Source organism: Microcystis sp. 0824 (genome assembly GCF_003112475.1).
Classification (GTDB): Bacteria; Cyanobacteriota; Cyanobacteriia; order Cyanobacteriales; family Microcystaceae; genus Microcystis; species Microcystis aeruginosa_C.
Map to the genome: position 1 here is coordinate 21,486 of NZ_BDSM01000019.1, position 19,662 is coordinate 41,147.

Below are 19,662 nucleotides of genomic sequence, written 5' to 3' on the forward strand. Positions count from 1 at the left end.
ATGAATTATGAATTATGAATTATGAAGTGGGGAGGTGGGGAGAATAAATAGAAATAATCTCCTGTCTCCTGTCTCCTGTCTCCTGTCTCCTGTCTCCTGTCTCCCGTCTCCTGTCTCCTGACGACTGACTGATTTTAGGAGGCCATGGTGGCTGCCGGACGACGGCGGCGATAAGTACGATTGTTCGCTGGTTCCGTTGCCGCCGCTTGTAGGAGGAAAATCACTAGAGGTTGACTCTGTAACTCCCGTTTGATTAAACGTTGCAAAGTCGTCTCGATTTCGGCCCGCAAACCGGCCCAATCCGGGGATCCCGCGGCGGTTTTAAATTCACCACTGCGATCGCTTAAACAGCGTTCGATCGCCCGAATAATTAACTGATTCAGCAGCGAGATTTCCACTTTTGTCACCACACCGCGCAAATTAATCTCTGGAGGTGCGCTTAATTGTCCCTCTCCGTTAAGGAAGGCCGCGATCGTAATCACACCATCTTCGGCTAATTGTTGTCTTTCCTGCATAATGTGTTCGTGGACCACACCCGCTTGATCCACTAACTCGATTCCCGAAGGCACTGGTGCGCCGAGGCTAATGCGATCGCCAGTTAACTCGATCGTGTCACCATTTTTGACGATTACCATATTTTCGGCGGGAATACCCATACTTTGGGCCATCTGAGCGTGTTTGACCAGCATTCGGTGTTCTCCATGCACTGGCACAAAAAACTTCGGCCGGGTCAAAGATAGCATCAATTTATGGTCTTCTTGGGAACCATGGCCGGAAACGTGAATTCCCTTATCGCGTCCGTAAACTACGTTAGCACCCTGCATCATCAGGCGATCAATCGTATTGACCACAGCGATGGTATTACCCGGAATCGGATTAGCGGAAAAGACAATCGTATCTCCCTCACGCACGCGAATATGAGGATGTTCACCCTTAGAAATCCGCGTCATGGCCGCTAAAGTTTCTCCCTGGGATCCTGTGGTTAAAATGACGATTTTTTCATCGGCTAAATTGCGGGTCGCTTTCAAGGGTTCAAATAGATCATCGGGACATTTTATATACCCCAAATTACGCGCATGAGCGATGACATTTAACATCGATCGACCCACTACCACCACTTTCCGGTTAAATTTCTGGGCCAATTTCAACACCAGATTAATCCGATGCACCGAGGAGGCAAAGGTAGTGATCATAATCCTTCCCGTTGCTTGGTTAAAAACCCGCTCTAAACCGGGATAAACGGAAGCTTCCGAGGGAGTATAACCGGGTACTTCTGCGTTAGTGGAATCACTCAATAAACATAGCACCCCTTTCTCGCCATGTTCGGCAATTTTTTGCAGATCAAAAAATTCGCCATCCACGGGAGTATGGTCAATTTTAAAATCTCCTGTGTGAATAATTATCCCTAAAGGAGTGTGAATTGCTACACAAAAACTGTCGGCGATCGAGTGGGTATTGCGGATATATTCCACCATGAAAGATTTACCTAAACGCACCATTTGCCGAGGAACTACGGTTTCTAATTTGGTACGATTTGCTAATCCTGCTTCTTCCAATTTATCCCGCAATAAAGCCATCGCTAGACGCGGACCGTAGATAATTGGTACATCAAATTGTTTGAGATGGTAGGGAATGCCACCGATATGATCTTCGTGACCGTGGGTGACGATCATACCCTTAATTTTATGGCGATTTTCTCTTAGATAAGTCATATCGGGAAGCACTACATTAACCCCGTGCATATCGTCGGAGGGAAAAGCTAAACCAGCATCGAGGAGAATAATCTCATCATCGTATTCAAAAACACAGGTGTTTTTGCCGATTTCGTGTAATCCTCCTAGGGGAATGATCTTTAGTTTTGCTTGGGTTTTATCTTGACTCATTAGGTATCCTTTGATGGTAAGTTATGGTGATTTTTCAGGTGGGTTTTCTAGACAGGAAATTTCAAAAAATGAATAGTTAGAATAAGTCTAACTAGGGAAAAAACACCTAGTTAAATTCACTTAGTATCAATACTTTCTAGCAGTTCTAAACTATATTTCTTTTCTTCTAGTGAAGCTATTAACATTATAACCTATTTCTCGAAAAAATCCTAGTTTAGTTAGCCAAATTTTCTAGTATTTTTCTAGATTAAAGCCAATTCTTGCATAATTTTTGCTAATCCTTCTTCTAACTCTGGACTTAAGGGACATAAAGGAAGTCTTAGACCCCCCACTTCCCAACCGACTAGATTTAAGGCCGCTTTAATTGGAATTGGATTAGTGGCACAGAATAAACCTTTAAACAGAGGAAATAATTTCAAATTAATCTCGGTTGCTTTGGCCGCATCTCCAGTTAAGAAAGCTTGAATCATCCCTTGGATTTCTTCTCCCACTAGATGACTGGCAACACTGACCACTCCCACCGCACCACAGGTCATCAGGGGTAAGGTGAGAAAATCATCGCCGGAATAAATAGCGAAATTTCCAGGAGTATGACAGTAAATCTTGCAGGTTTGTTCTAAATTACCACTAGCTTCTTTTACCGCCACAATATTATCAACTGCTGCCAGTTTAATAATCGTTTCTGGGGTCATATTTTGACCAGTACGACCAGGTATATTATAAAGCATTACTGGCAGATCGGGACAAGCTTTGGCAATGGTGCGAAAATGCTCATATAAACCCTCTTGAGGAGGTTTATTGTAGTAGGGAACCACTTGTAAAGAACCATCTAAACCCAGTTTAGCAGCCTGTTGGGTCGCTTCGATCGCTTCGGAAGTGGAATTAGAACCCGTCCCCGCAATCACTTTTCCCCGACCATTAACCGCTTTTTTGACAATACTAAATAGTTCGTATTCTTCCTGCCAACTTAGGGTGGGTGATTCTCCCGTCGTCCCACAGACCACTATACCATCGCTACCGTGAGTAACTAGATGATCGGCCAATTTTTCCACCATGGCATAATTAACTTGACCCTCGACGGTGAAGGGAGTCACCATCGCCGTGATTACTCGTCCAAAATATGTTTCACTCATTGATCAGTTATCAGTTATCAGTTATCAGTTAAGTAATAGGACAAAATTAACTTCTTGTTTAGGATAGGCACTCAGGTAAGAGGTGGTTAGATACGTGTAATTAATTTTGTCTAGCTACTTATCAGCTTCTGAAGGCAAGAGGCAACAGGCAACAGACAAAAGAAAGAATCTGGCAATTCTCCTACCCAAAAAGAAGGTTAGAAACTAAGTACATTGAAGCTTTTAGCTTAACAAATTAGGTTTTAGATTCGGTTCTTGTTATCAGTTTTCGAGCAATCAACAACCAGACTTGATTTATCCGATTAATTAGCTATTTTTCTAGTTATTATCGCCTTGATCTAGCTGATGCCTGATAGCTTAGTTATCAAACTGTTGCTAATCTTGAACCGACGAGATTTTTCTTAACTAAAAGTTCGGCAATTTGTACGGCATTTAAAGCCGCACCCTTGCGAATTTGATCGCCGCATAGCCACAATTCTAGACCATTAGGATGGGAGATATCTTGACGAATGCGTCCCACTAATACTTCATCGCGACCGGTAGCATCAATTGGCATGGGAAAATAATTAGCGTCCCAATCTTCCACTAATTTTACCCCCGGAGCAGACTCAAGAATTTCTCTGGCCTTCAGCACAGAAAAAGGCCGACTAAATTCTAGGTTAACCGATTCCGAATGGGCCCGCAGGACCGGAACCCTCACACAGGTGGCGCTAACCCGCAGCTCTGGACAAGCAAAAATCTTGCGGGTTTCGTTGACCATTTTCATTTCTTCCTCGCAGTACCCTTGACCATTAATCGGGGTATTGTGGGGAAAAAGATTAAAAGCGAGGGGATAGGGGAAGGAATTAGTGGGAGGTTGCCGATGCTCAAGAATTGCTTGTGCTTGCTGTTTTACCTCCTCCATGGCCCGCGCTCCAGCACCACTAGCGGACTGATAAGTAGAAACTACTACTCGCTCGATCGCCTGTACTTGGTGGAGAGGCCAGATCGCCACTCCTAAAAGAATTGTCGTACAGTTGGGATTAGCGATAATGCCCCGGTGATTGTCCACACTGTCGGGATTGATTTCTGGGACAACCAGAGGCACTTCGGGATTCATGCGAAAAGCGCTGGAGTTATCGATAATCGTCGCACCCGACTCGACAATAGTTTTCGCCCAAGCTTTCGAGGTGGACCCCCCCGCAGAAGCAAGAACGATATCCACGTCCTGAAAAGAGCGCTCGTTTACCGCTTCGATTAGGAGACTTTCGCCCTGAAAATCGAGGGTTTTTCCAGCAGAACGCTCGGAAGCGAGTAATTTTAGACTAGCGAGAGGAAATTGACGACTAGCTAATAACTCTAGTAATTCCGTTCCCACGGCCCCGGTGGCCCCTAAAATAGCGACCCGTACTTTTTGACTCAAATTGTGTGACCTCCTGACGAGTTGGGTGATGATAATGATCCGAAGAAATCGTTAAAGTAAAAAATCTTTTTTGTCCACCGAGTTATTCTAAAACTTGGCTTGATCGGCTTTTGATCAGCAAAATTTTCTGATTGGGCTTAACTGCCCCAAGGACGGAATAAATTAAATATACCCCATTGACCGCTAAAATAAAAAGATTGTGACAGCTTGGGGAACAACTGCAGCTATTCCCCTAGAATATCATGAGCGGGACGGATCCACCGCAGGCGTAAACACCGCTCACCCTATTATAAACGTTCCTTGTCGTAAGAGCTAGAAAAATCAATGAAAGTTATTCAGGAAAAGCTTCCTGCCAGTCAGATAGGTTTAGAAATTGAAATTCCCGCCGAAACCACGAAAAACACCCACGAGAAAGTGGTAAATAATTTGGCGAAATCGGCCAATATACCCGGTTTTCGCCCCGGTAAGGTTCCCCGTCAGATTCTTCTGCAAAGATTGGGAACTAAAGCGGTAAAAGCGGCAGTAATTGAGGAATTAATCGAAAATTGCCTCGAATCTGCCCTAAAACAGGAGGGGATCGAGTCCCTGGGTAATCCCCAGCTATTGTCTCAGTTTGAGGATTTGATCGCTGCCTATGAACCAGGTAAAGCTTTGACTTTTTCAGTTTCCGTGGATGTGGCCCCGACAATTATTCTCGGAGATTACGAAAATCTGAGCGTTACTGCCGAAGAAACCGTTTATGATCCCGAATCCGTGGAAAATTGGTTTAAAGAGCGTCAAGAACAGTTAGCGACATTGGTTCCTGTGGAAGATCGCGGGGCGCAGCTAGGAGATGTGGCGATCGTTGATTATCGGGGAAAATCCGCCGAAACTGGCGAGGATATCCCGGATATTGACGGCGAAGATCTGCGGGTGGATATGGAAGCAGGACGCTTTATCGAGGGGATGGTGGAAGGAATTGTCGGCATGAAACCGGAAGAAGTCAAAGAGATGACTTTAACTTTCCCGGAAGATTATCCCAAAGAAGATGTGGCAGCAAAAGCGGTAATCTTTACCATTACGATGAAAGAGTTAAAAGCCAAGGAATTACCCGAGCTTGACGACGATTTTGCCCAAGAAGTCAGCGATCAGGAGACAATCGCCGAATTAAGAGCAAGTTTAGAGAAACGCTTCCAAGAACAAGCGGAGAAGGAAACCAAAGAAAGCATTTATGACGCTTTAACCAAGGAATTAGTTAAGGGTGCCACTTTAGATTTACCGGAGACGCTGATCGAAAAGGAAGTGACGCATATTTTGACCCAAAGCTTCATGGAATTTCAACAAATGGGGCTAGATGTCAACCAGTTGTTTACAAAAGATAATATTCCCAAAATGCGGGAAAGCACCCGTCCCGATGCGATCGAAAGTCTGAAACAGACTCTGGTGGTGCAGGAATTGGCTAAAGTCGCCGGCATTGAAGTCAGTGCCGAAGCGGTAACGGAAAAAATCGCTAAAATCATGGCCCAATTGTCCGATCGCGACATAGACAGGCAGCGTCTGGAACAGGTGATCACCGAAGAAATCCTGGCGGAAAACACCCTGGAATGGCTGAAAGAAAAAGCTACTATCACCCTCGTCCCCAAAGGTTCCCTAGAGGAAGAAACAAGCGAGGAGGAGGAAACAGAAGAAACCTTCGCATTCACCGAAGTGGAAGTGTTGGCAGCCGAGGAAGAATAACCACAAGGAGTTAGCAGTCGTGTTGGGGTGTTGGGGTTTTAGGGTATTGCTTGAATTCCCCCATTCCCCCATTCCCCCATTCCCTGATAGCTGATAACTGATAACTGATAACTGATAACTGATTGCTGCCAACCGGGGGAAACTTAGGGCATAATAGATGGACAGAAGTGCTAAAGATGCTTAACATTTGCCAGTAAAAGCTCCACAGCCAAGCAAAACCCCTAAGATTGTGATAGCGGAACCGAAAAAATTATGCTCGAATCGAGATCACCTGACTACCCAATTACCAGTAATTGTCGCCCTGCTATCTACGCCAACACGGGGAGAAACTCCCTAGCTAACGTTTTACCCGTGGTAATCGAACAGTCTGGCATGGGTGAACGGGCTTTTGATATCTATTCTCGACTCCTGCGCGAGAGAATTGTCTTTCTGGGAACTCCCGTCGATGATCAGGTCGCTGATTCGATCGTCGCCCAACTCCTCTACTTGGAGGCAGAAGATCCCGAAAAGGATATCCAACTTTATATCAACTCCCCCGGTGGTTCCGTTTATGCCGGACTAGCTATCTACGACACCATGCAACAAATTCGCCCCGACGTGGCGACAATTTGTTTCGGTTTAGCCGCTAGTATGGGAGCATTCCTGCTTTGTGGTGGCGCGGCAGGTAAACGGATGTCCCTACCCAGTAGCCGGATCATGATTCACCAACCCCTCGGCGGCGCCCAAGGTCAGGCCAGTGATATCGCCATCCAAGCCAAAGAGATACTCTATATTAAACAGAGACTCAATACCATGCTGGCTCATCACACCGGTCAACCCTATGATCGCATCGCCAACGACACCGAACGGGACTTTTTCATGTCGGCCGTCGAAGCCAAAGAATATGGGTTAATCGATCGAGTGATTTCCCGTCCCGAACTTCCCGATCCCACCGTTCCCGTTACTTCCCTGTAAATAATAAACTATGTCTAAATACGACTCCCACCTCAAGTGTTCATTTTGCGGCAAATCCCAGGAACAAGTGCGAAAATTAATCGCCGGGCCGGGGGTCTATATTTGTGACGAGTGTGTGGAACTGTGTAACGAAATTCTCGATGAGGAATTGATGGAACCGCCCAGTCCGGTCGCCCCAGTGGAGGAACGCCCCAACAAACGGCGATCGGGCCAAAACAAAACCACTTGGGAACAAATTCCCAAACCAAGAGAGATTAAAAAATATCTCGATGACTACGTTATCGGTCAAAATGAAGCGAAAAAAGTGCTTTCTGTGGCCGTTTATAACCATTACAAACGCCTCAAAGATATCCAAACCCAAAAAGCCGGTGGCGGTAGTCCAGAAGATAGCATCGAACTGCAAAAATCTAATATTCTGTTAATCGGGCCGACGGGATCGGGAAAAACCCTTCTAGCTCAAACTCTTGCTAAAATCCTCGATGTACCTTTTGCCGTCGCCGATGCCACCACTTTAACCGAGGCCGGTTATGTGGGGGAAGATGTGGAAAATATTCTCCTGCGTCTCTTACAAGTGGCAGATTTAGACGTGGAAGAGGCGCAGCGGGGCATTATCTACATCGATGAAATCGATAAAATTGCCCGTAAGAGCGAAAATACCTCGATTACCCGGGATGTGTCCGGAGAAGGGGTACAGCAAGCTTTACTGAAAATGTTAGAGGGAACGATCGCCAATGTTCCCCCCCAAGGCGGCCGCAAACACCCCTATCAGGATTGTATTCAGATTGACACCAGCAATATCCTGTTTATCTGCGGTGGGGCGTTTGTCGGTTTAGATAAGGTGATCGATCAGCGTCTCGGTAAAAAATCCATGGGCTTTATTCAACCGGGAGATGGCCAAGCTAGTAAGGATAAGGTAGCGGCAGGGTTATTAAAACAAATGACTCCCGATGATTTAGTCAAATTTGGCATGATTCCAGAGTTTGTCGGTCGGATTCCCGTCCTAGCGGCGCTTTCACCCCTGGATGAGGAAGCTTTAATCGCTATCCTGACGCAACCCCGCAACGCTTTGGTGAAACAGTATCAAAAACTGTTGAAGATGGACAATGTACAGTTAGAGTTTAAATCTGATGCCGTCCTAGCGATCGCCCAAGAGGCCTATCGTCGCAAAACTGGGGCCCGGGCCCTACGGGGTATTGTCGAGGAATTAATGCTCGATGTCATGTACGAATTGCCCTCGCGCAAAGACGTGAAACGCTGTTTAATCACCCGCGAAATGGTGGAAAAACGTTCCACGGCAGAGCTATTGGTTCATCCTTCCTCTCTACCTAGTCAAGAATCCGCTTAAGGGGAAAAATCGAGGATAACCATGCTGAACACCGTTCCCGCGATCGTCAAAGAAGGCCGGATCGAACTCCTCGAATCCTTGCCGATTCCAGAGGGTACTAGAGTTTTAGTCACCCTCATCCCGGAGGAGACAAACTCGGATTTCTGGCAAAAAGTCAGCGAAACTGCACTGGCTAAGATTTGGGATAATCTGGAAGACGACATCTATCATGAAAACTCAAATAATCGATAAAACAGTCACTGTCCGCGGTGTTCCCCACTATTACGAGTGGATTCGGGAGTCGGAATCTCCCCAGAAAAAGCCGGTGATGGTGTTTATTCATGGTTGGGGAGGATCGGGACGCTATTGGCGATCAACGGCTGCGGCAATTTGCGATCGCTTTGATTGTTTATTGTACGATATGCGCGGTTTTGGTCGGTCTAAATTGCCGGAAAAATCCCCCGATCTTTCCTACGATTTAGAAGAATATGCCCTTGATTTAGCCCTGTTTTTAGATAGTTTGGAAATTGAAAAAGTCTATCTCAATAGTCACTCTATGGGGGCATCGGTGGCGACTTTTTTTATTACTATGTACCCCGAAAGAGTGGTCAAAGCAGTTTTAACCTGTAATGGCATTTTTGAGTATAATAAAGCGGCTTTTGCTGCCTTTCATAAATTCGGTAAGTATGTGGTACAGTTTCGTTATGATTGGTTTTTAAAAGTACCTTTTGCCGATCGATTATTTATGGCGAGATTTTTGCATCGATCGATCCCAAAATCAGAAAGAATTGCTTTTTTAGAAGATTTTTTAGCGGCAGATTACGAGGCCGCCCTAGGCACAATTTATACATCTGTGAGTAAAAAGGCAGTGGAAATTATGCCGGGTAAATTTGCAGAGATTAAGATACCAACTCTTTTAGTATCAGGGGAAAAAGACATTATTATCCCCGCCAAAATGGGCAAAATGGCGGCGGATTTGAATAATAATATCCAGTATGTGGAGATGCCTAATACTGCTCACTTTCCCATGTTAGAAGATGCCCCTACTTATCTACAAAAATTACGAGGTTTTTTAGAAATTAATTAGAATGCCAAAAGGTCAGGAAAAACGCCCCCAGGCCACACCAATCAGGATAGTAACCCCGAAAAAGAGACGATACCAGACAAAAACCCAGGTACTCTGTTTTTTGAGATAATCTAATAACCAAGCGATCGAAAGATAGGAAAATAGCGCCGAGGAAATTACCCCAATAGCGAGGGGAATTAATTCACTGGTGTTAATCTGGTCGAGAACGCCTTTAAATTCCACTAAACCGGCTAAAGTTATCGCCGGAATGCCTAACAGAAAGGAAAATCGCGCCGCTACGGCCCTTTCTAAACCCATGAATAACCCGGCAGTTAAGGTGGACCCAGAACGAGATACCCCCGGTATTAGGGCTAAAGCTTGGGCTAATCCCATTAAAACCCCGTCTTTTTGTCGCAAAGTCTCGAAACTGCGTTTATGTTTCCCGATTTTTTCGGCCGTACCTAAGAGTAAAGACATGACTATAGAGGCACAGGCGATCGCTGTCATGCTTCTCAGGGGGGAGTTATCTAAATCGGGAATAAAAAGTTTCATTAACAAACCGAAGAAAACGATCGGAATTGTGCCTAGGATAATCCCCACGGCTAAACGAAAATCCTGGGAACGATAATCGGAACTAGCCACCGCTTTCACCATTCCCGTGGATATTTGCCTTAAATCCTGCCAAAAATAGGATAATACCGCCGCAATACTGCCCAATTGAATCACTGCTGTATAGGTGACACCGGGATCTCCCCAACCCAAAAAGACGGGAATCGCTTTTAGATGAGCGGTACTGCTAATCGGCAAAAATTCCGTCACTCCCTGCACGAATCCCAAAAAAATCGCCTGTAACCAGTTAATTTTTGCCAGAGGTATGGCGCTAGGGGTTGATTGGGCAATGGCGGCGGGTGTAATCGCCAAAATCACCGTTATTATCGCTAGTCCTAGCCATTTATAGCTTTTTTTCAGGAAGGGAAACATCATTTTTCAGTAAAAAAAGGGGTGGGGTGTGGGGAGAAGCGGGAATTATGAATTATGAATTATGAATTATGAATTGGGAGGTGGGGAAGTGGGGAGAAGGGAGACAGGAGACAGTATACAGGAGACAGAAGTAACTGATAACAACGGACGAATCTAAAACCTTATTTGTTCAGCTAAAAGCTTTGATGTACTTAGTTTCTAATCTTCTTTTTAGGTGGGAGAATTGCCAGATTCTTTCTTGGAGGCCCTTGCCTCTTGCCTTCAGTAACTAATTTAAGCATAAATACTTGTTGACAACTCATAGTCGTTATGATTACACTTATAGACAAACTCGAAATGAGTACGACTTAGCGATTAGGAGTTGATGATTATGCTACCAAACCGAGAAGGACACAGAGTTCCCGATGTCACCTTTCCCGTGCGTCAAAATAATCAATGGGTGAACATCACCAGCGAGGAATTATTCAAAGGAAAAACCGTTGTTCTTTTTGCCTTACCCGGGGCATTCACTCCCACCTGTTCCACCTCCCATTTACCCGGATATAACGAATTAGCCCCAGTTTTTCGAGAAAATGGCGTAGATACTATTGTTTGCTTGTCGGTGAATGATACCTTTGTCATGAACGAGTGGGCAAAGGACCAAGAATGTGATAATGTCGTCTTGATTCCCGACGGTAACGGCGAATTTAGCGCAGGAATGGGGATGTTAGTCGATAAAGCTGACTTAGGTTTCGGTAAACGTTCTTGGCGCTATTCGATGCTAGTCAAAGATGGTGTTATCGAGAAAATGTTCATCGAACCGGAAGAACCGGGAGATCCTTTCAAAGTCTCCGATGCGGAAACGATGTTACACTATATCAACCCAGAAGCCAAAAAACCGCCTTTAGTCTCTCTTTTCTCGAAAGTAGGCTGTCCCTACTGCCTCCGGGCTAAGAAAATGTTAGAAGAAAAAGGGCTACAATACGAAGAAATTATCCTCGGACGCGATGCCACCAGTCGTTCTCTGCGGGCCATGAGTGGCAATACCACCACCCCGCAAGTCTTCATTAACGGGCAATTAATTGGCGGTTCGGAAGAATTAGCAGCTTATTTAGGAGCATAATCAATCAGTTAGACCTCAAGTTATCTTTCCATTGCAACTGGAGAGATATCTGTGAGAGGTTTTGCCCGGGCAAGTTAGAGCTTTTTTGTTGGGTGTGATTGTAGTCTGATGTATTTCGTTAATCATTTATAGCGTTTCTCAGTCTTATAAAGTACACTATCTGTTGGCTGTTCCCTAACTAAAACCAGAAACTTTGTGCCTCACAAGTATGAGAATTGCTGATTTTGTGAAAGCCCGTGACTTCATAAAGCCAAATGAAAAGGTAGTCGTTATCTTTACAGAGGGAAAACACTTTGTTCTCCACGATGACAACACTGGTTCAACGGGTCAGTGGAAGATCGATCCCAATCGTGAAGTTGACCGTATTATTCTTTATCATCGTGATGATGAGAATAATGCGAATAATTTGTACATAGCGAACCATGCTGGTGCAGAGCCAGCAGACAGGGAAGGTCGATACGACATTCGATTAACTCATGTTCAGTACATAGGGGCAACATCCGTAAATTGGGTTGAGTTTGCTGAAGGTGGGCAAAACCCAAGTCGGTATCTTCCTTGATGTAGCTTTGATTACTGAAGGTTCTTGTCATCCACTAATAGGTAGGTGAGAACACGAGGTAAACTATAAGCGGGGAGATTGTGGTGAAAACTTATGAAGTTGACTGTAACACTTGACCGTGACGAAGATGGAGTTTGGGTTGTAGAATGCCCCAGCATTCCGGGTTGTGTCAGCCAAGGTAAAACAAGAGCAGAAGCTCTTGAAAATATCAGAGATGCAATTATCGCCTGCCTTCAAGTTCGTGCAGAACGTGGGCTACCCCTAACGATTGAAACTCACCAAGTAGAGGTAATGGCATAATCAGGCCCTCTGCTCTTCCTGTTCTCAGCGGACGTGAGGTAGTCCGAGTATTTGAAACCTTCGGCTGGCAAGTTGCGCGTCAAAGTGCAAGCCATATTATCATGGTTAAGGAGGGCGAACAGGTAACACTCTCTGTTCCTGATCATCGTGAAGTGGCAAAGGGTACGCTTCGTCGTCTTATTCGTACTGCTGGAATTACGGTACAAGAATTTGTTTCTGGCATGAGATGAGCGATAAGAGAAGTCTAACAATTCGAGTGCAGCGGACGGACGAAGGCTGCTGATGCTCAGTTCAAGGTTGTCTGATGCCGCTGATTCGAGCCGTTACTTGTACTGAGCGCATTGGAAGTATCAGTTATCAGCTACTTGTTTTCCGAATTAATTGGCCGTTTTTCAGTTTATTATCAACGTCCAATAGGATCAAAATCAGTCCCTTATGCACCCACAAAAATTATCGAGTATTTGTTAACTGATCAAGGAGAAAGATTATGGTAGCCACTTCAGTCAAAACCAAAACCACGGGACAATACTACGCCACTCGTATCGATTTAGCATTAGATATCCGCAAAGCTGTGGTTGAAATCTTAAGCCAAACCCTTGCCGCTAGTTTAGACCTAAAAACTCAGGTTAAACAGGCCCACTGGAATGTAAAAGGTTTAAATTTCTACCAATTGCACAGCCTATTCGACGAAATGGCCACGGAATTAGAAGGCTATGGGGACATGGTAGCAGAACGGATTACCGCTTTAGGTGGAACCGCTTTGGGAACAGCACGCATCGCCGCCGCTAACTCGATTCTGCCGGAATATCCGGCTGATATCGTCGATGGTAGTGAACATATCGTTGCTTTAGCCGAACGTTATGCATTATACGCCGCCCATCTTCGTTCTGCTATTGATAGCACTGGCAATCAAGGGGATGCAGACACAGCAGATCTCTATACAGAAATCTCCCGGGACATCGATAAACGTCTCTGGTTCCTAGAAGCGCATCTGATTAAATCGGAAGATGTTATCGGTTAATTATAGATAAATTTGGGGTGTGTTAACGTAGCTTAATACACCTTAAATTCTCGTAATCGGTAAACGTAGCCAATCACTTAACTGCTGTGCCAACCAATCTAATTCGGCTTCGCTAACATCTTCACTGGCAGTGATAATATATTCTCGATGGTTGGCAACGAGAACCAGAGAAGGAGGAATAATATTAACATTTTCTCCCTGCATAGTGACGGTGACATTGCGACGAATGAGACTATAAATTTCCCAATTAGCGGCATCGGCAGTTGGTTTAAATTTCAGCCCCCAGAGTTTTTGGTAAAGAGAAACTTTTTTGGGGGTAATTTTTAACTCTAGTTCCCCCTGCCAAAAAGATTTCCATAACTGCCAAGATAAACTAGAGGAGATTAAATTGAGCAGAAAAATTAGGATAATCGGGATTAAAAAAGCGACCAGTTTTAGATCGTAAATAGCGACTATAGTTAAGAGAATGATCGTAAAGAATAGGGATGGTAAAAACTGTCTTAACTGGGTTTTGAGATTGTTGAAAAACTTTTGTTTGGTTTTACTAGCTATTTTTATTTCTAGGAGATTATCTGTTTTATAAACAGTAACTTCGCTGCCGTAGGGTTTGGTCAGATTACCAATCGATACTAAGATCAATTGACAACTATATAAGCTGGCTAAAGCTTCTGTAACCGAACGAAAATGAGAGTCGGGGTGGGAGTTTGATAATCTTTTTAACCAATAGATGAAAAAAGCACTTAGATTAGTTTTTTGCTCAAAGTTTTCGGGTATGTAACGATGCTTAATCCCGGTGGCTAAACTGATCAAAGTTTTGCCTAGATCCTGTAAGTCCGTGGTGGGAGAATCGGAATCAAAGCCAAAATCAACTAGATAAAAACGATGAGACCGGGTATCCAAGAGGATATTACTAAGTTTAATATTGCCGTGGTTAATGGGGAAATCCTGCTGATGGAGATAGGAGAGAATCTCCAAAAGATATTTGGCAATTTGTTTGAGATCTTGTTCTGCTAATAAATAACTGGAGTTAAGATAGTTTTCTAAAGGCTGCGCCGATAAATAAGGTCGGACAATAGCGATGATTTGTTCCTGGGATGAATCTATCTCAAAGCTATCGAGGTATTTGGGGAGAGATGGGTGAGAGAGTTGTCGCAACAGGGCAATTTTACTGGTTATTTCTCCGATAAACTGATTTCCTTGCCCCCTAGGAACAGAAATAAGTTTAATGATAACTAAATGGGTGGTGTGTCTGTCCCTCGCTAAGATAGTTTTTTTTCCCAGTAACTGTTGGACTTGATAACGACTATGGAGAACTTGATCGAGCATGGGCGAGGATAGCATAAGTAGTACCTCTAGGATAGCTCACTCTGGAAACTCTAGCCGCCATCTTTAGCATCCTTTTAATATTTTAACAATTGATTAAAAATTCCCGTCTTGCCTAGAAAGAATTGCTATAGTAGTCCTATTTAAGTTATACTTCGCACGTTCACAACTTAAACTTTTCCTTGTTAACATAGTTTCTCTATTTCCCGCCTTATTCGCCTAATCTTAATTTAATTGAAAGGCTGTGTAAATTCGTTAAACATAAATGCTTATATGCCAAATATTATGAAAACTTTTCCGAGTTTTTTTCTGCTATTTATGGATGTCTGAATGATGCCTATTTGAAACATAAAAATGAACTGGATTCCTTGCTCACTCTAGGATTTCAGAAGTTTAATAAATCTCAGATTATGACCATCCAAAGCATAGACAACCAAAAAACTGGTGGTCTTATCTTTGCTGTCACGACAAGGTAAATGCCTACTGATGGACAGGAGACAATTCTTGCCCTTGCAGAAGCGGAGTTCATCGAGATTAGCGACAGCCGCCGCAGTGACAATTCTGGCACCTGTATTGCCTGTCCTGTGGCTCAAGTGACTATGCTAAAATCCGTCAACTAGAAATGACGAGAAACGATTTTTTCAATAGTCGCTTGGGTATCCTGCAGCAGTTTCTCGCGACTATCTCTAGTATTAGTCAGACTAGGCACGAGATTACGAGCTTGTAAAGCCATGTGAAGTTGTAGTTGAGCCACATACTCGCGGATATCTTCGCGGGTTTCCGATTGGTTAGGATGAAACATAGAGAAACTGGAAGGGTATGTCTAGCTGATGGGGGTCTTGTCGATAACTCCTATACAAGTTATCACGACAGCTTAGGTTCCAGTCAAGGGTCGGCTCCAACTCTACACATTTCTCAACACAACTTATACTAAATTCGGTTATTAAAAACTGATTATTTATTCCCCCTTTTGCCCCTTGCCTTCTGCCTCTTGCCTCTCCTCATAAGTAGCCTATGCTCAACGGATTTAGTATCAGTGGCACTTTACACAGACTGTGAGTCTCAGCCACCTGAGAAGAGCACGCATATCAGCCAAGGCAAGGGTTATAGCCGCAACTTGAGCGAAACGGTCTTGAACCATCCACTCCCGCGTCACCTCGTTTTCAGTCCCTTGAAAATATTGCTTTTTTTTCCCAAAAACAGTAAACTCAAATGTATCGTAAATGTATTTCAGATGAATTATGACTCTATATCTAGTAGAGGATGATCGACAAGAAAGGACAAAAGAAGAGGTGAGCGAGATATTGGAGCGCATTGCCACACTGGCATCAAAATCCCAGGGAGAGTTAATCGAAGCCCTAATTGGCGGAACAGAGGGGCGGTTATTCCTGATTATCAAAGCGATCGATCGCGCCTCCCTCGAACAAGTACTAGAAAACGCTGGGCTAGGTTGGCAACTAATCAAGGAAATGCGCTTGATTGGGCAGGACTTAGCCACTGTGCGAGAGCGCAAAGACAAAGCCAACTATCTAGTACAGTGGAATTTACCCCCGGGGCTAACGATGGAAACTTACCTGCAACGAAAAGCGGAGAAAACCCCCCTTTATGCTCAAGTACCCGAAGTCAGTTTCGAGCGTACCTATGTTTGCGAAGACTTGAGTAAATGTCTCTGTTTCTACGATAGTCCCGATGAAGCGGCGGTAAAAAGAGCCAGAGAAGTGGTCGGCGCACCTATAGATAGTTTGACCTCGATTGAAAATATTCACCCCTAGGAGAGAACAATTATGCTCGATCGAGGCTCCGAAATTCTTTCTTTTCTGGAAGAAAGAGCCACTGACCTCAACAACGGTACAGCTAATCTCAACGTCGGTTCGGCCCTAACCAAGCTAGGAGAATCGGGCTGGTTCGGCTATGCTATACCTGAAAGCTTAGGAGGCCAGGGTGGCTCCTTACTACAGGCAGTAGAGGCGATCTCCGCTGTGTCCCAATGCTGCCTGACCACCGGTTTTGTTTTCTGGTGTCAGCGCGTCTTCATTCAATATCTGGCCGCCAGTAATAACACTTACCTACAAAACAAAATTCTACCGGCTGTTCTCAAGGGAGAGATAGCCGGAGCCACAGGACTCTCTAACGCGATGAAGTACCTCGGCGGGATCGAGGAGCTGCGTTTACAGGCAAAGATCGAGGGAGAAAACGTCACTGTTAATGGCTTCCTGCCCTGGGCCTCTAACCTCGACTCTAAGGGAGAATTTATAGTAGCCGTTGCCGCTCAAACTACATCGGGAGAAACTCTTATCCTCGCCCTTCCCTCCTTCGCAGAGGGGTTAAAACGGGGTGAAGACCTACAATTATTGGGTTTACAAGCTTCCCGCACCAGTACCCTTGAATTCGATCGAGTTCAGTTATCTCACGACTGGATTATCAGCTTGGAAGCAGCAAAATTTTTACCCTCAGTCCGCCCCTGTTTCTTGCTGTTACAATGCGGACTGGCCCTTGGCATTACGCGTAAATCCCTTGGGGAGACAGAGAAAAGTTTAGGGGGAAAGGCAGCGGTAGCCAGCGATCGTTATTTCTTCGCCCGGGAGCGTCTGACTCGTCTAGAAAAGACAATCGAGCAATTCAGCACCCTAGAAAGCTTCGATCTCGGACGAACACGCCAACTATTCACCCTCAGAGTGGACATTACCCGGTTAGCGGTGGAATCCGTAGGGTTAGAAGCGGAAATTAAGGGAGGAAAAGGCTATTTCCGTAATAGCGACACGGCCCGACGGCTGCGCGAGGTCGCCTTTTTACCAGTGTTAACTCCGAGCCTGATTCAACTGGAAAGAGAGTTACAACGTCAGTCCTCTAGCGATAAAATTCTCACGGGCGAACTCGATCGAGCGGGGGTGAGGGAATGAGCGTCGCCACGGATTACCCCGTCCTCAGCCTAAAAAATCTCCACAAACGCTATAAAACCCGCCATGGCTACCGTACCGTTTTTGAGGATATTAACCTACAGGTGCGCTCCGGTGAGGTAGTTTGTTTGCTCGGAGCCAGTGGTTGCGGTAAATCTACCCTCCTTGCTACCGCCGCTGGTTTGCAAAGTGCCGATGGCGGAGAAATACAATTGCACTCACGACCCCTACAAGCACCAGACATCCGCAGCTCGATCGTCTTTCAATCCCCCGCCCTTTTACCTTGGTTAACCGTTTGGCAAAACGTGGCTTTTGGTTTGAAATTAAAGCGGATGCCCCGCCTCGATCATCAGCAATTGCGCGAAAGGGTTCACACCGCCGTTAAAAGCGTCAAACTAGAGGGCTTCGAGCGTGCCTATCCTCATCAACTATCGGGCGGTATGGCTCAGAGAGTTTCTCTAGCCCGCGTCCTTGCCCGCCGCCCCTCTCTCCTGCTCCTGGATGAGCCGTTTAGCGCCCTCGACGCGATCACCCGTTTCGAGATGCAAAAACTCCTCCTAGAAGTCATAGCTCTCTATAACAGCACGGTTCTCCTCGTTACCCACGACATCGACGAGGCCCTATTAGTGGCCGATCGAGTTCTTCTCATGGGCCGTCATCCGGTGGGCATCCGCCGAGAATGGACCATCTCGATGCCGAAACCCCGTTTCGAGTCAGCCAAGCTTTTGAGTGATCTACGCCTGTCAATTTTTCAAGAATTAGCCCTTGTGATGACACTGTAAATCTATGAACATACACGATAATTGTGCTTGTTGCGGCATGAGCCGTCGAGATTTCCTGAAACTTTCGGCACTGTTTACCAGTTCCTTCGGAGCAGCGATCGCCGCCGATAATTGGAATCTCCCTGTTCACGCCAATGCCAAAGATCAGCCTGTGAAAATCGGTTATCTACCGATTACGGATGCCGCCCCCCTATTGGTGGCCCACTCCCGAAAACTTTATCAAGCGGAAGGTTTAACTGCCGAACAACCGCGCCTATTCCGTTCTTGGGCGCAGATTGTTGAGGCCTTTCTCGCTCGGCAGGTGAACGTTATTCACGTTCTTTTTCCCACCTCGATCTGGATTCGTTACGGGCGCAATTTCCCCGCTAAAATCGTCGCTTGGAACCATACCAACGGTTCAGCCCTCACCGTCCTTCCCGATATTGAAAATCCCAGGGAATTGGGAGGCAAAACGATCGCGGTTCCTTTCTGGTATTCGATTCATAATTTGGTCTTGCAACAACTCTTACAACGTAACGGGCTGAAAATAGTTCGCAAACCCAAAGACGCGCCGATCGCTTCTAACGAGGTTAATCTAGTGGTTCTCCCGCCCCCGGATATGGTATCAGCCCTCGCCAATAAGAGCATCGGTGGTTATATCGTTGCTGAACCTTTCAACGCAGCGGCGGAAAATCTAAAAACCGGTAGGGTGCTCCGTTTCACCGGCGATGTCTGGAAGAATCACGCCTGTTGCGTTGTCTTTGTTCACGAGGAGGATATTAGACAACGGAAACAATGGACTCAGAGGGTGGTAAACGCCCTCGTTAAAGCCCAACTCTGGTCCCGGAGCAATCGCTCGGAAGTGGCCCGGATTCTCTCTAAAGATGGGGGAAAATATACCCCTCACCCGCTGCCAGTATTGCAACGGGCGCTTACTTACTATGATCGCAATTTCTATAAGAAAGACGGGGCGATCGAGAATCCAGACTGGCAAGTCAACCGGATCGATTTCCAGCCCTATCCTTTCCCTTCCTATACCGAGGAACTGGTACGCTTACTAAAAATCACTCAGGTAGAAGGAAATACGGATTTTCTCCAAAAACTGCAACCCCGACAGGTGGCCCGGGATCTCGTGGATGACTCTTTTGTCCGTAATGCCTTGCAACAGGTGGGCGGACCGAAAGCTTTCGGCTTACCGAATAATCTCTCCCGCATCGAGACGATCAAATTTTAAAGGTCT

The 19,662-nt window shown here is 45.5% G+C and carries 21 protein-coding genes and 1 pseudogene; 16 read left to right on the forward strand and 6 right to left on the reverse strand.

Annotation, left to right across the window (positions count from 1 at the left end; translation table 11 throughout):
* Window positions 1-134 precede the first annotated feature (134 nt).
* From N0824_RS06780 to N0824_RS06790, 3 genes are all read right to left on the reverse strand, one after another.
* Window positions 135-1,883, reverse strand: a complete 1,749-nt coding sequence (locus N0824_RS06780; protein ID WP_108936203.1) for a ribonuclease J — start codon at window positions 1,881-1,883, stop codon at window positions 135-137.
* A gap of 242 nt (window positions 1,884-2,125) precedes the next feature.
* Window positions 2,126-3,016, reverse strand: coding sequence for a 4-hydroxy-tetrahydrodipicolinate synthase (dapA, locus tag N0824_RS06785; protein WP_108936204.1), 891 nt, complete (start codon window positions 3,014-3,016; stop codon window positions 2,126-2,128).
* 364 nt (window positions 3,017-3,380) lie between these two features.
* On the reverse strand, window positions 3,381-4,418 hold the full coding sequence (locus N0824_RS06790) for an aspartate-semialdehyde dehydrogenase (protein WP_108936205.1): 1,038 nt from the start codon (window positions 4,416-4,418) through the stop codon (window positions 3,381-3,383).
* A gap of 324 nt (window positions 4,419-4,742) precedes the next feature.
* Between N0824_RS06790 and tig the strand changes: the two genes are divergently transcribed.
* The 5 genes from tig to N0824_RS06815 all read left to right on the forward strand — a co-directional run bounded on the left by tig (window position 4,743) and on the right by N0824_RS06815 (window position 9,499).
* Window positions 4,743-6,134, forward strand: a complete 1,392-nt coding sequence (gene tig / locus N0824_RS06795; protein WP_108936206.1) for a trigger factor — start codon at window positions 4,743-4,745, stop codon at window positions 6,132-6,134.
* Window positions 6,135-6,386: 252 nt separating this feature from the next.
* Window positions 6,387-7,088: an ATP-dependent Clp endopeptidase proteolytic subunit ClpP gene (gene clpP / locus N0824_RS06800; protein WP_108936207.1), complete on the forward strand. Its 702-nt coding sequence runs from the start codon at window positions 6,387-6,389 to the stop codon at window positions 7,086-7,088.
* A 10-nt stretch (window positions 7,089-7,098) separates the two neighbouring features.
* Entirely contained in the window at window positions 7,099-8,433 is a 1,335-nt protein-coding gene (gene clpX, locus N0824_RS06805; protein ID WP_046661801.1) for an ATP-dependent protease ATP-binding subunit ClpX, read from the forward strand.
* 21 nt (window positions 8,434-8,454) lie between these two features.
* Window positions 8,455-8,664 (forward strand): hypothetical protein, encoded by a 210-nt coding sequence (locus N0824_RS06810; RefSeq protein WP_108936208.1) that lies wholly within the window; start codon window positions 8,455-8,457, stop codon window positions 8,662-8,664.
* The gene (locus N0824_RS06815) at window positions 8,642-9,499 is read left to right on the forward strand and encodes an alpha/beta fold hydrolase (protein ID WP_108936209.1); all 858 of its coding nucleotides are present in this window, start codon (window positions 8,642-8,644) and stop codon (window positions 9,497-9,499) included. Before N0824_RS06810 ends, N0824_RS06815 begins: the two co-directional genes overlap by 23 nt.
* Before the next feature lie 12 nt (window positions 9,500-9,511).
* On the opposite strand, the gene N0824_RS06820 is transcribed toward N0824_RS06815, so the two are convergent.
* On the reverse strand, window positions 9,512-10,462 hold the full coding sequence (locus N0824_RS06820; RefSeq protein ID WP_108936210.1) for an undecaprenyl-diphosphate phosphatase: 951 nt from the start codon (window positions 10,460-10,462) through the stop codon (window positions 9,512-9,514).
* 367 nt (window positions 10,463-10,829) lie between these two features.
* On the opposite strand from N0824_RS06820, the gene N0824_RS06825 reads away from it, so the two are divergent.
* The 5 genes from N0824_RS06825 (at window position 10,830) to dps (ending at window position 13,441) form a co-directional block, all read left to right on the forward strand.
* Complete coding sequence (locus N0824_RS06825; RefSeq protein ID WP_108936331.1) at window positions 10,830-11,561, forward strand: glutathione peroxidase; 732 nt, start codon at window positions 10,830-10,832, stop codon at window positions 11,559-11,561.
* 208 nt (window positions 11,562-11,769) lie between these two features.
* The gene (locus N0824_RS06830) at window positions 11,770-12,120 is read left to right on the forward strand and encodes an HNH endonuclease (RefSeq protein ID WP_108936211.1); all 351 of its coding nucleotides are present in this window, start codon (window positions 11,770-11,772) and stop codon (window positions 12,118-12,120) included.
* A 93-nt stretch (window positions 12,121-12,213) separates the two neighbouring features.
* Window positions 12,214-12,420, forward strand: coding sequence for a type II toxin-antitoxin system HicB family antitoxin (locus N0824_RS06835; protein WP_002739432.1), 207 nt, complete (start codon window positions 12,214-12,216; stop codon window positions 12,418-12,420).
* Complete coding sequence (locus N0824_RS06840) at window positions 12,420-12,650, forward strand: type II toxin-antitoxin system HicA family toxin (protein ID WP_108936212.1); 231 nt, start codon at window positions 12,420-12,422, stop codon at window positions 12,648-12,650. Before N0824_RS06835 ends, N0824_RS06840 begins: the two co-directional genes overlap by 1 nt.
* Window positions 12,651-12,907: 257 nt before the next feature.
* Complete coding sequence (gene dps / locus N0824_RS06845) at window positions 12,908-13,441, forward strand: DNA starvation/stationary phase protection protein Dps (RefSeq protein WP_108936213.1); 534 nt, start codon at window positions 12,908-12,910, stop codon at window positions 13,439-13,441.
* A gap of 42 nt (window positions 13,442-13,483) precedes the next feature.
* Here the strand turns inward: dps and N0824_RS06850 are convergent, their stop codons facing one another.
* Entirely contained in the window at window positions 13,484-14,782 is a 1,299-nt protein-coding gene (locus N0824_RS06850; RefSeq protein WP_233256374.1) for a serine/threonine protein kinase, read from the reverse strand.
* 179 nt (window positions 14,783-14,961) lie between these two features.
* Between N0824_RS06850 and N0824_RS06855 the strand changes: the two are divergent.
* Window positions 14,962-15,240: pseudogene (locus N0824_RS06855) on the forward strand (transposase); the annotation flags it as partial.
* Window positions 15,241-15,384 (forward strand): hypothetical protein, encoded by a 144-nt coding sequence (locus N0824_RS20675; RefSeq protein ID WP_158269541.1) that lies wholly within the window; start codon window positions 15,241-15,243, stop codon window positions 15,382-15,384.
* Here N0824_RS20675 and N0824_RS06860 read toward each other — a convergent pair.
* On the reverse strand, window positions 15,381-15,566 hold the full coding sequence (locus N0824_RS06860; RefSeq protein ID WP_002731861.1) for a hypothetical protein: 186 nt from the start codon (window positions 15,564-15,566) through the stop codon (window positions 15,381-15,383). The two genes, N0824_RS20675 and N0824_RS06860, sit on opposite strands and share 4 nt — an antisense overlap.
* A 439-nt stretch (window positions 15,567-16,005) precedes the next feature.
* Between N0824_RS06860 and N0824_RS06865 the strand changes: the two genes are divergently transcribed.
* Genes N0824_RS06865 through N0824_RS06880 form a run of 4 tightly spaced genes read left to right on the forward strand, consistent with a single transcriptional unit; the run spans window position 16,006 to window position 19,656 of the window.
* Entirely contained in the window at window positions 16,006-16,536 is a 531-nt protein-coding gene (locus N0824_RS06865; RefSeq protein WP_104395791.1) for a DUF4242 domain-containing protein, read from the forward strand.
* Between the two features lie 12 nt (window positions 16,537-16,548).
* Window positions 16,549-17,664 carry an acyl-CoA dehydrogenase family protein gene (locus N0824_RS06870; RefSeq protein WP_108936215.1) on the forward strand — a complete coding sequence of 372 codons (1,116 nt, stop codon included), beginning with the start codon at window positions 16,549-16,551 and terminating at the stop codon, window positions 17,662-17,664.
* Entirely contained in the window at window positions 17,661-18,443 is a 783-nt protein-coding gene (locus tag N0824_RS06875) for an ABC transporter ATP-binding protein (protein WP_108936216.1), read from the forward strand. The genes N0824_RS06870 and N0824_RS06875 overlap by 4 nt, the downstream gene beginning before the upstream one ends.
* A 4-nt stretch (window positions 18,444-18,447) precedes the next feature.
* Complete coding sequence (locus N0824_RS06880) at window positions 18,448-19,656, forward strand: ABC transporter substrate-binding protein (protein ID WP_108936217.1); 1,209 nt, start codon at window positions 18,448-18,450, stop codon at window positions 19,654-19,656.
* Window positions 19,657-19,662: the final 6 nt, after the last annotated feature.

Coding starts and splice junctions, on each gene's coding strand:
- N0824_RS06780 (WP_108936203.1), bottom strand. CDS start 1,883: ATGAGTCAAGATAAAACCCAAGCAAAACTAAAGATCATTCCCCTAGGA.
- dapA (WP_108936204.1), bottom strand. CDS start 3,016: ATGAGTGAAACATATTTTGGACGAGTAATCACGGCGATGGTGACTCCC.
- tig (WP_108936206.1), top strand. CDS start 4,743: ATGAAAGTTATTCAGGAAAAGCTTCCTGCCAGTCAGATAGGTTTAGAA.
- clpP (WP_108936207.1), top strand. CDS start 6,387: ATGCTCGAATCGAGATCACCTGACTACCCAATTACCAGTAATTGTCGC.
- clpX (WP_046661801.1), top strand. CDS start 7,099: ATGTCTAAATACGACTCCCACCTCAAGTGTTCATTTTGCGGCAAATCC.
- N0824_RS06810 (WP_108936208.1), top strand. CDS start 8,455: ATGCTGAACACCGTTCCCGCGATCGTCAAAGAAGGCCGGATCGAACTC.
- N0824_RS06815 (WP_108936209.1), top strand. CDS start 8,642: ATGAAAACTCAAATAATCGATAAAACAGTCACTGTCCGCGGTGTTCCC.
- N0824_RS06820 (WP_108936210.1), bottom strand. CDS start 10,462: ATGATGTTTCCCTTCCTGAAAAAAAGCTATAAATGGCTAGGACTAGCG.
- N0824_RS06825 (WP_108936331.1), top strand. CDS start 10,830: ATGCTACCAAACCGAGAAGGACACAGAGTTCCCGATGTCACCTTTCCC.
- N0824_RS06830 (WP_108936211.1), top strand. CDS start 11,770: ATGAGAATTGCTGATTTTGTGAAAGCCCGTGACTTCATAAAGCCAAAT.
- N0824_RS06835 (WP_002739432.1), top strand. CDS start 12,214: ATGAAGTTGACTGTAACACTTGACCGTGACGAAGATGGAGTTTGGGTT.
- dps (WP_108936213.1), top strand. CDS start 12,908: ATGGTAGCCACTTCAGTCAAAACCAAAACCACGGGACAATACTACGCC.
- N0824_RS06850 (WP_233256374.1), bottom strand. CDS start 14,782: ATGCTATCCTCGCCCATGCTCGATCAAGTTCTCCATAGTCGTTATCAA.
- N0824_RS20675 (WP_158269541.1), top strand. CDS start 15,241: ATGCCTACTGATGGACAGGAGACAATTCTTGCCCTTGCAGAAGCGGAG.
- N0824_RS06860 (WP_002731861.1), bottom strand. CDS start 15,566: ATGTTTCATCCTAACCAATCGGAAACCCGCGAAGATATCCGCGAGTAT.
- N0824_RS06865 (WP_104395791.1), top strand. CDS start 16,006: ATGACTCTATATCTAGTAGAGGATGATCGACAAGAAAGGACAAAAGAA.
- N0824_RS06870 (WP_108936215.1), top strand. CDS start 16,549: ATGCTCGATCGAGGCTCCGAAATTCTTTCTTTTCTGGAAGAAAGAGCC.
- N0824_RS06875 (WP_108936216.1), top strand. CDS start 17,661: ATGAGCGTCGCCACGGATTACCCCGTCCTCAGCCTAAAAAATCTCCAC.
- N0824_RS06880 (WP_108936217.1), top strand. CDS start 18,448: ATGAACATACACGATAATTGTGCTTGTTGCGGCATGAGCCGTCGAGAT.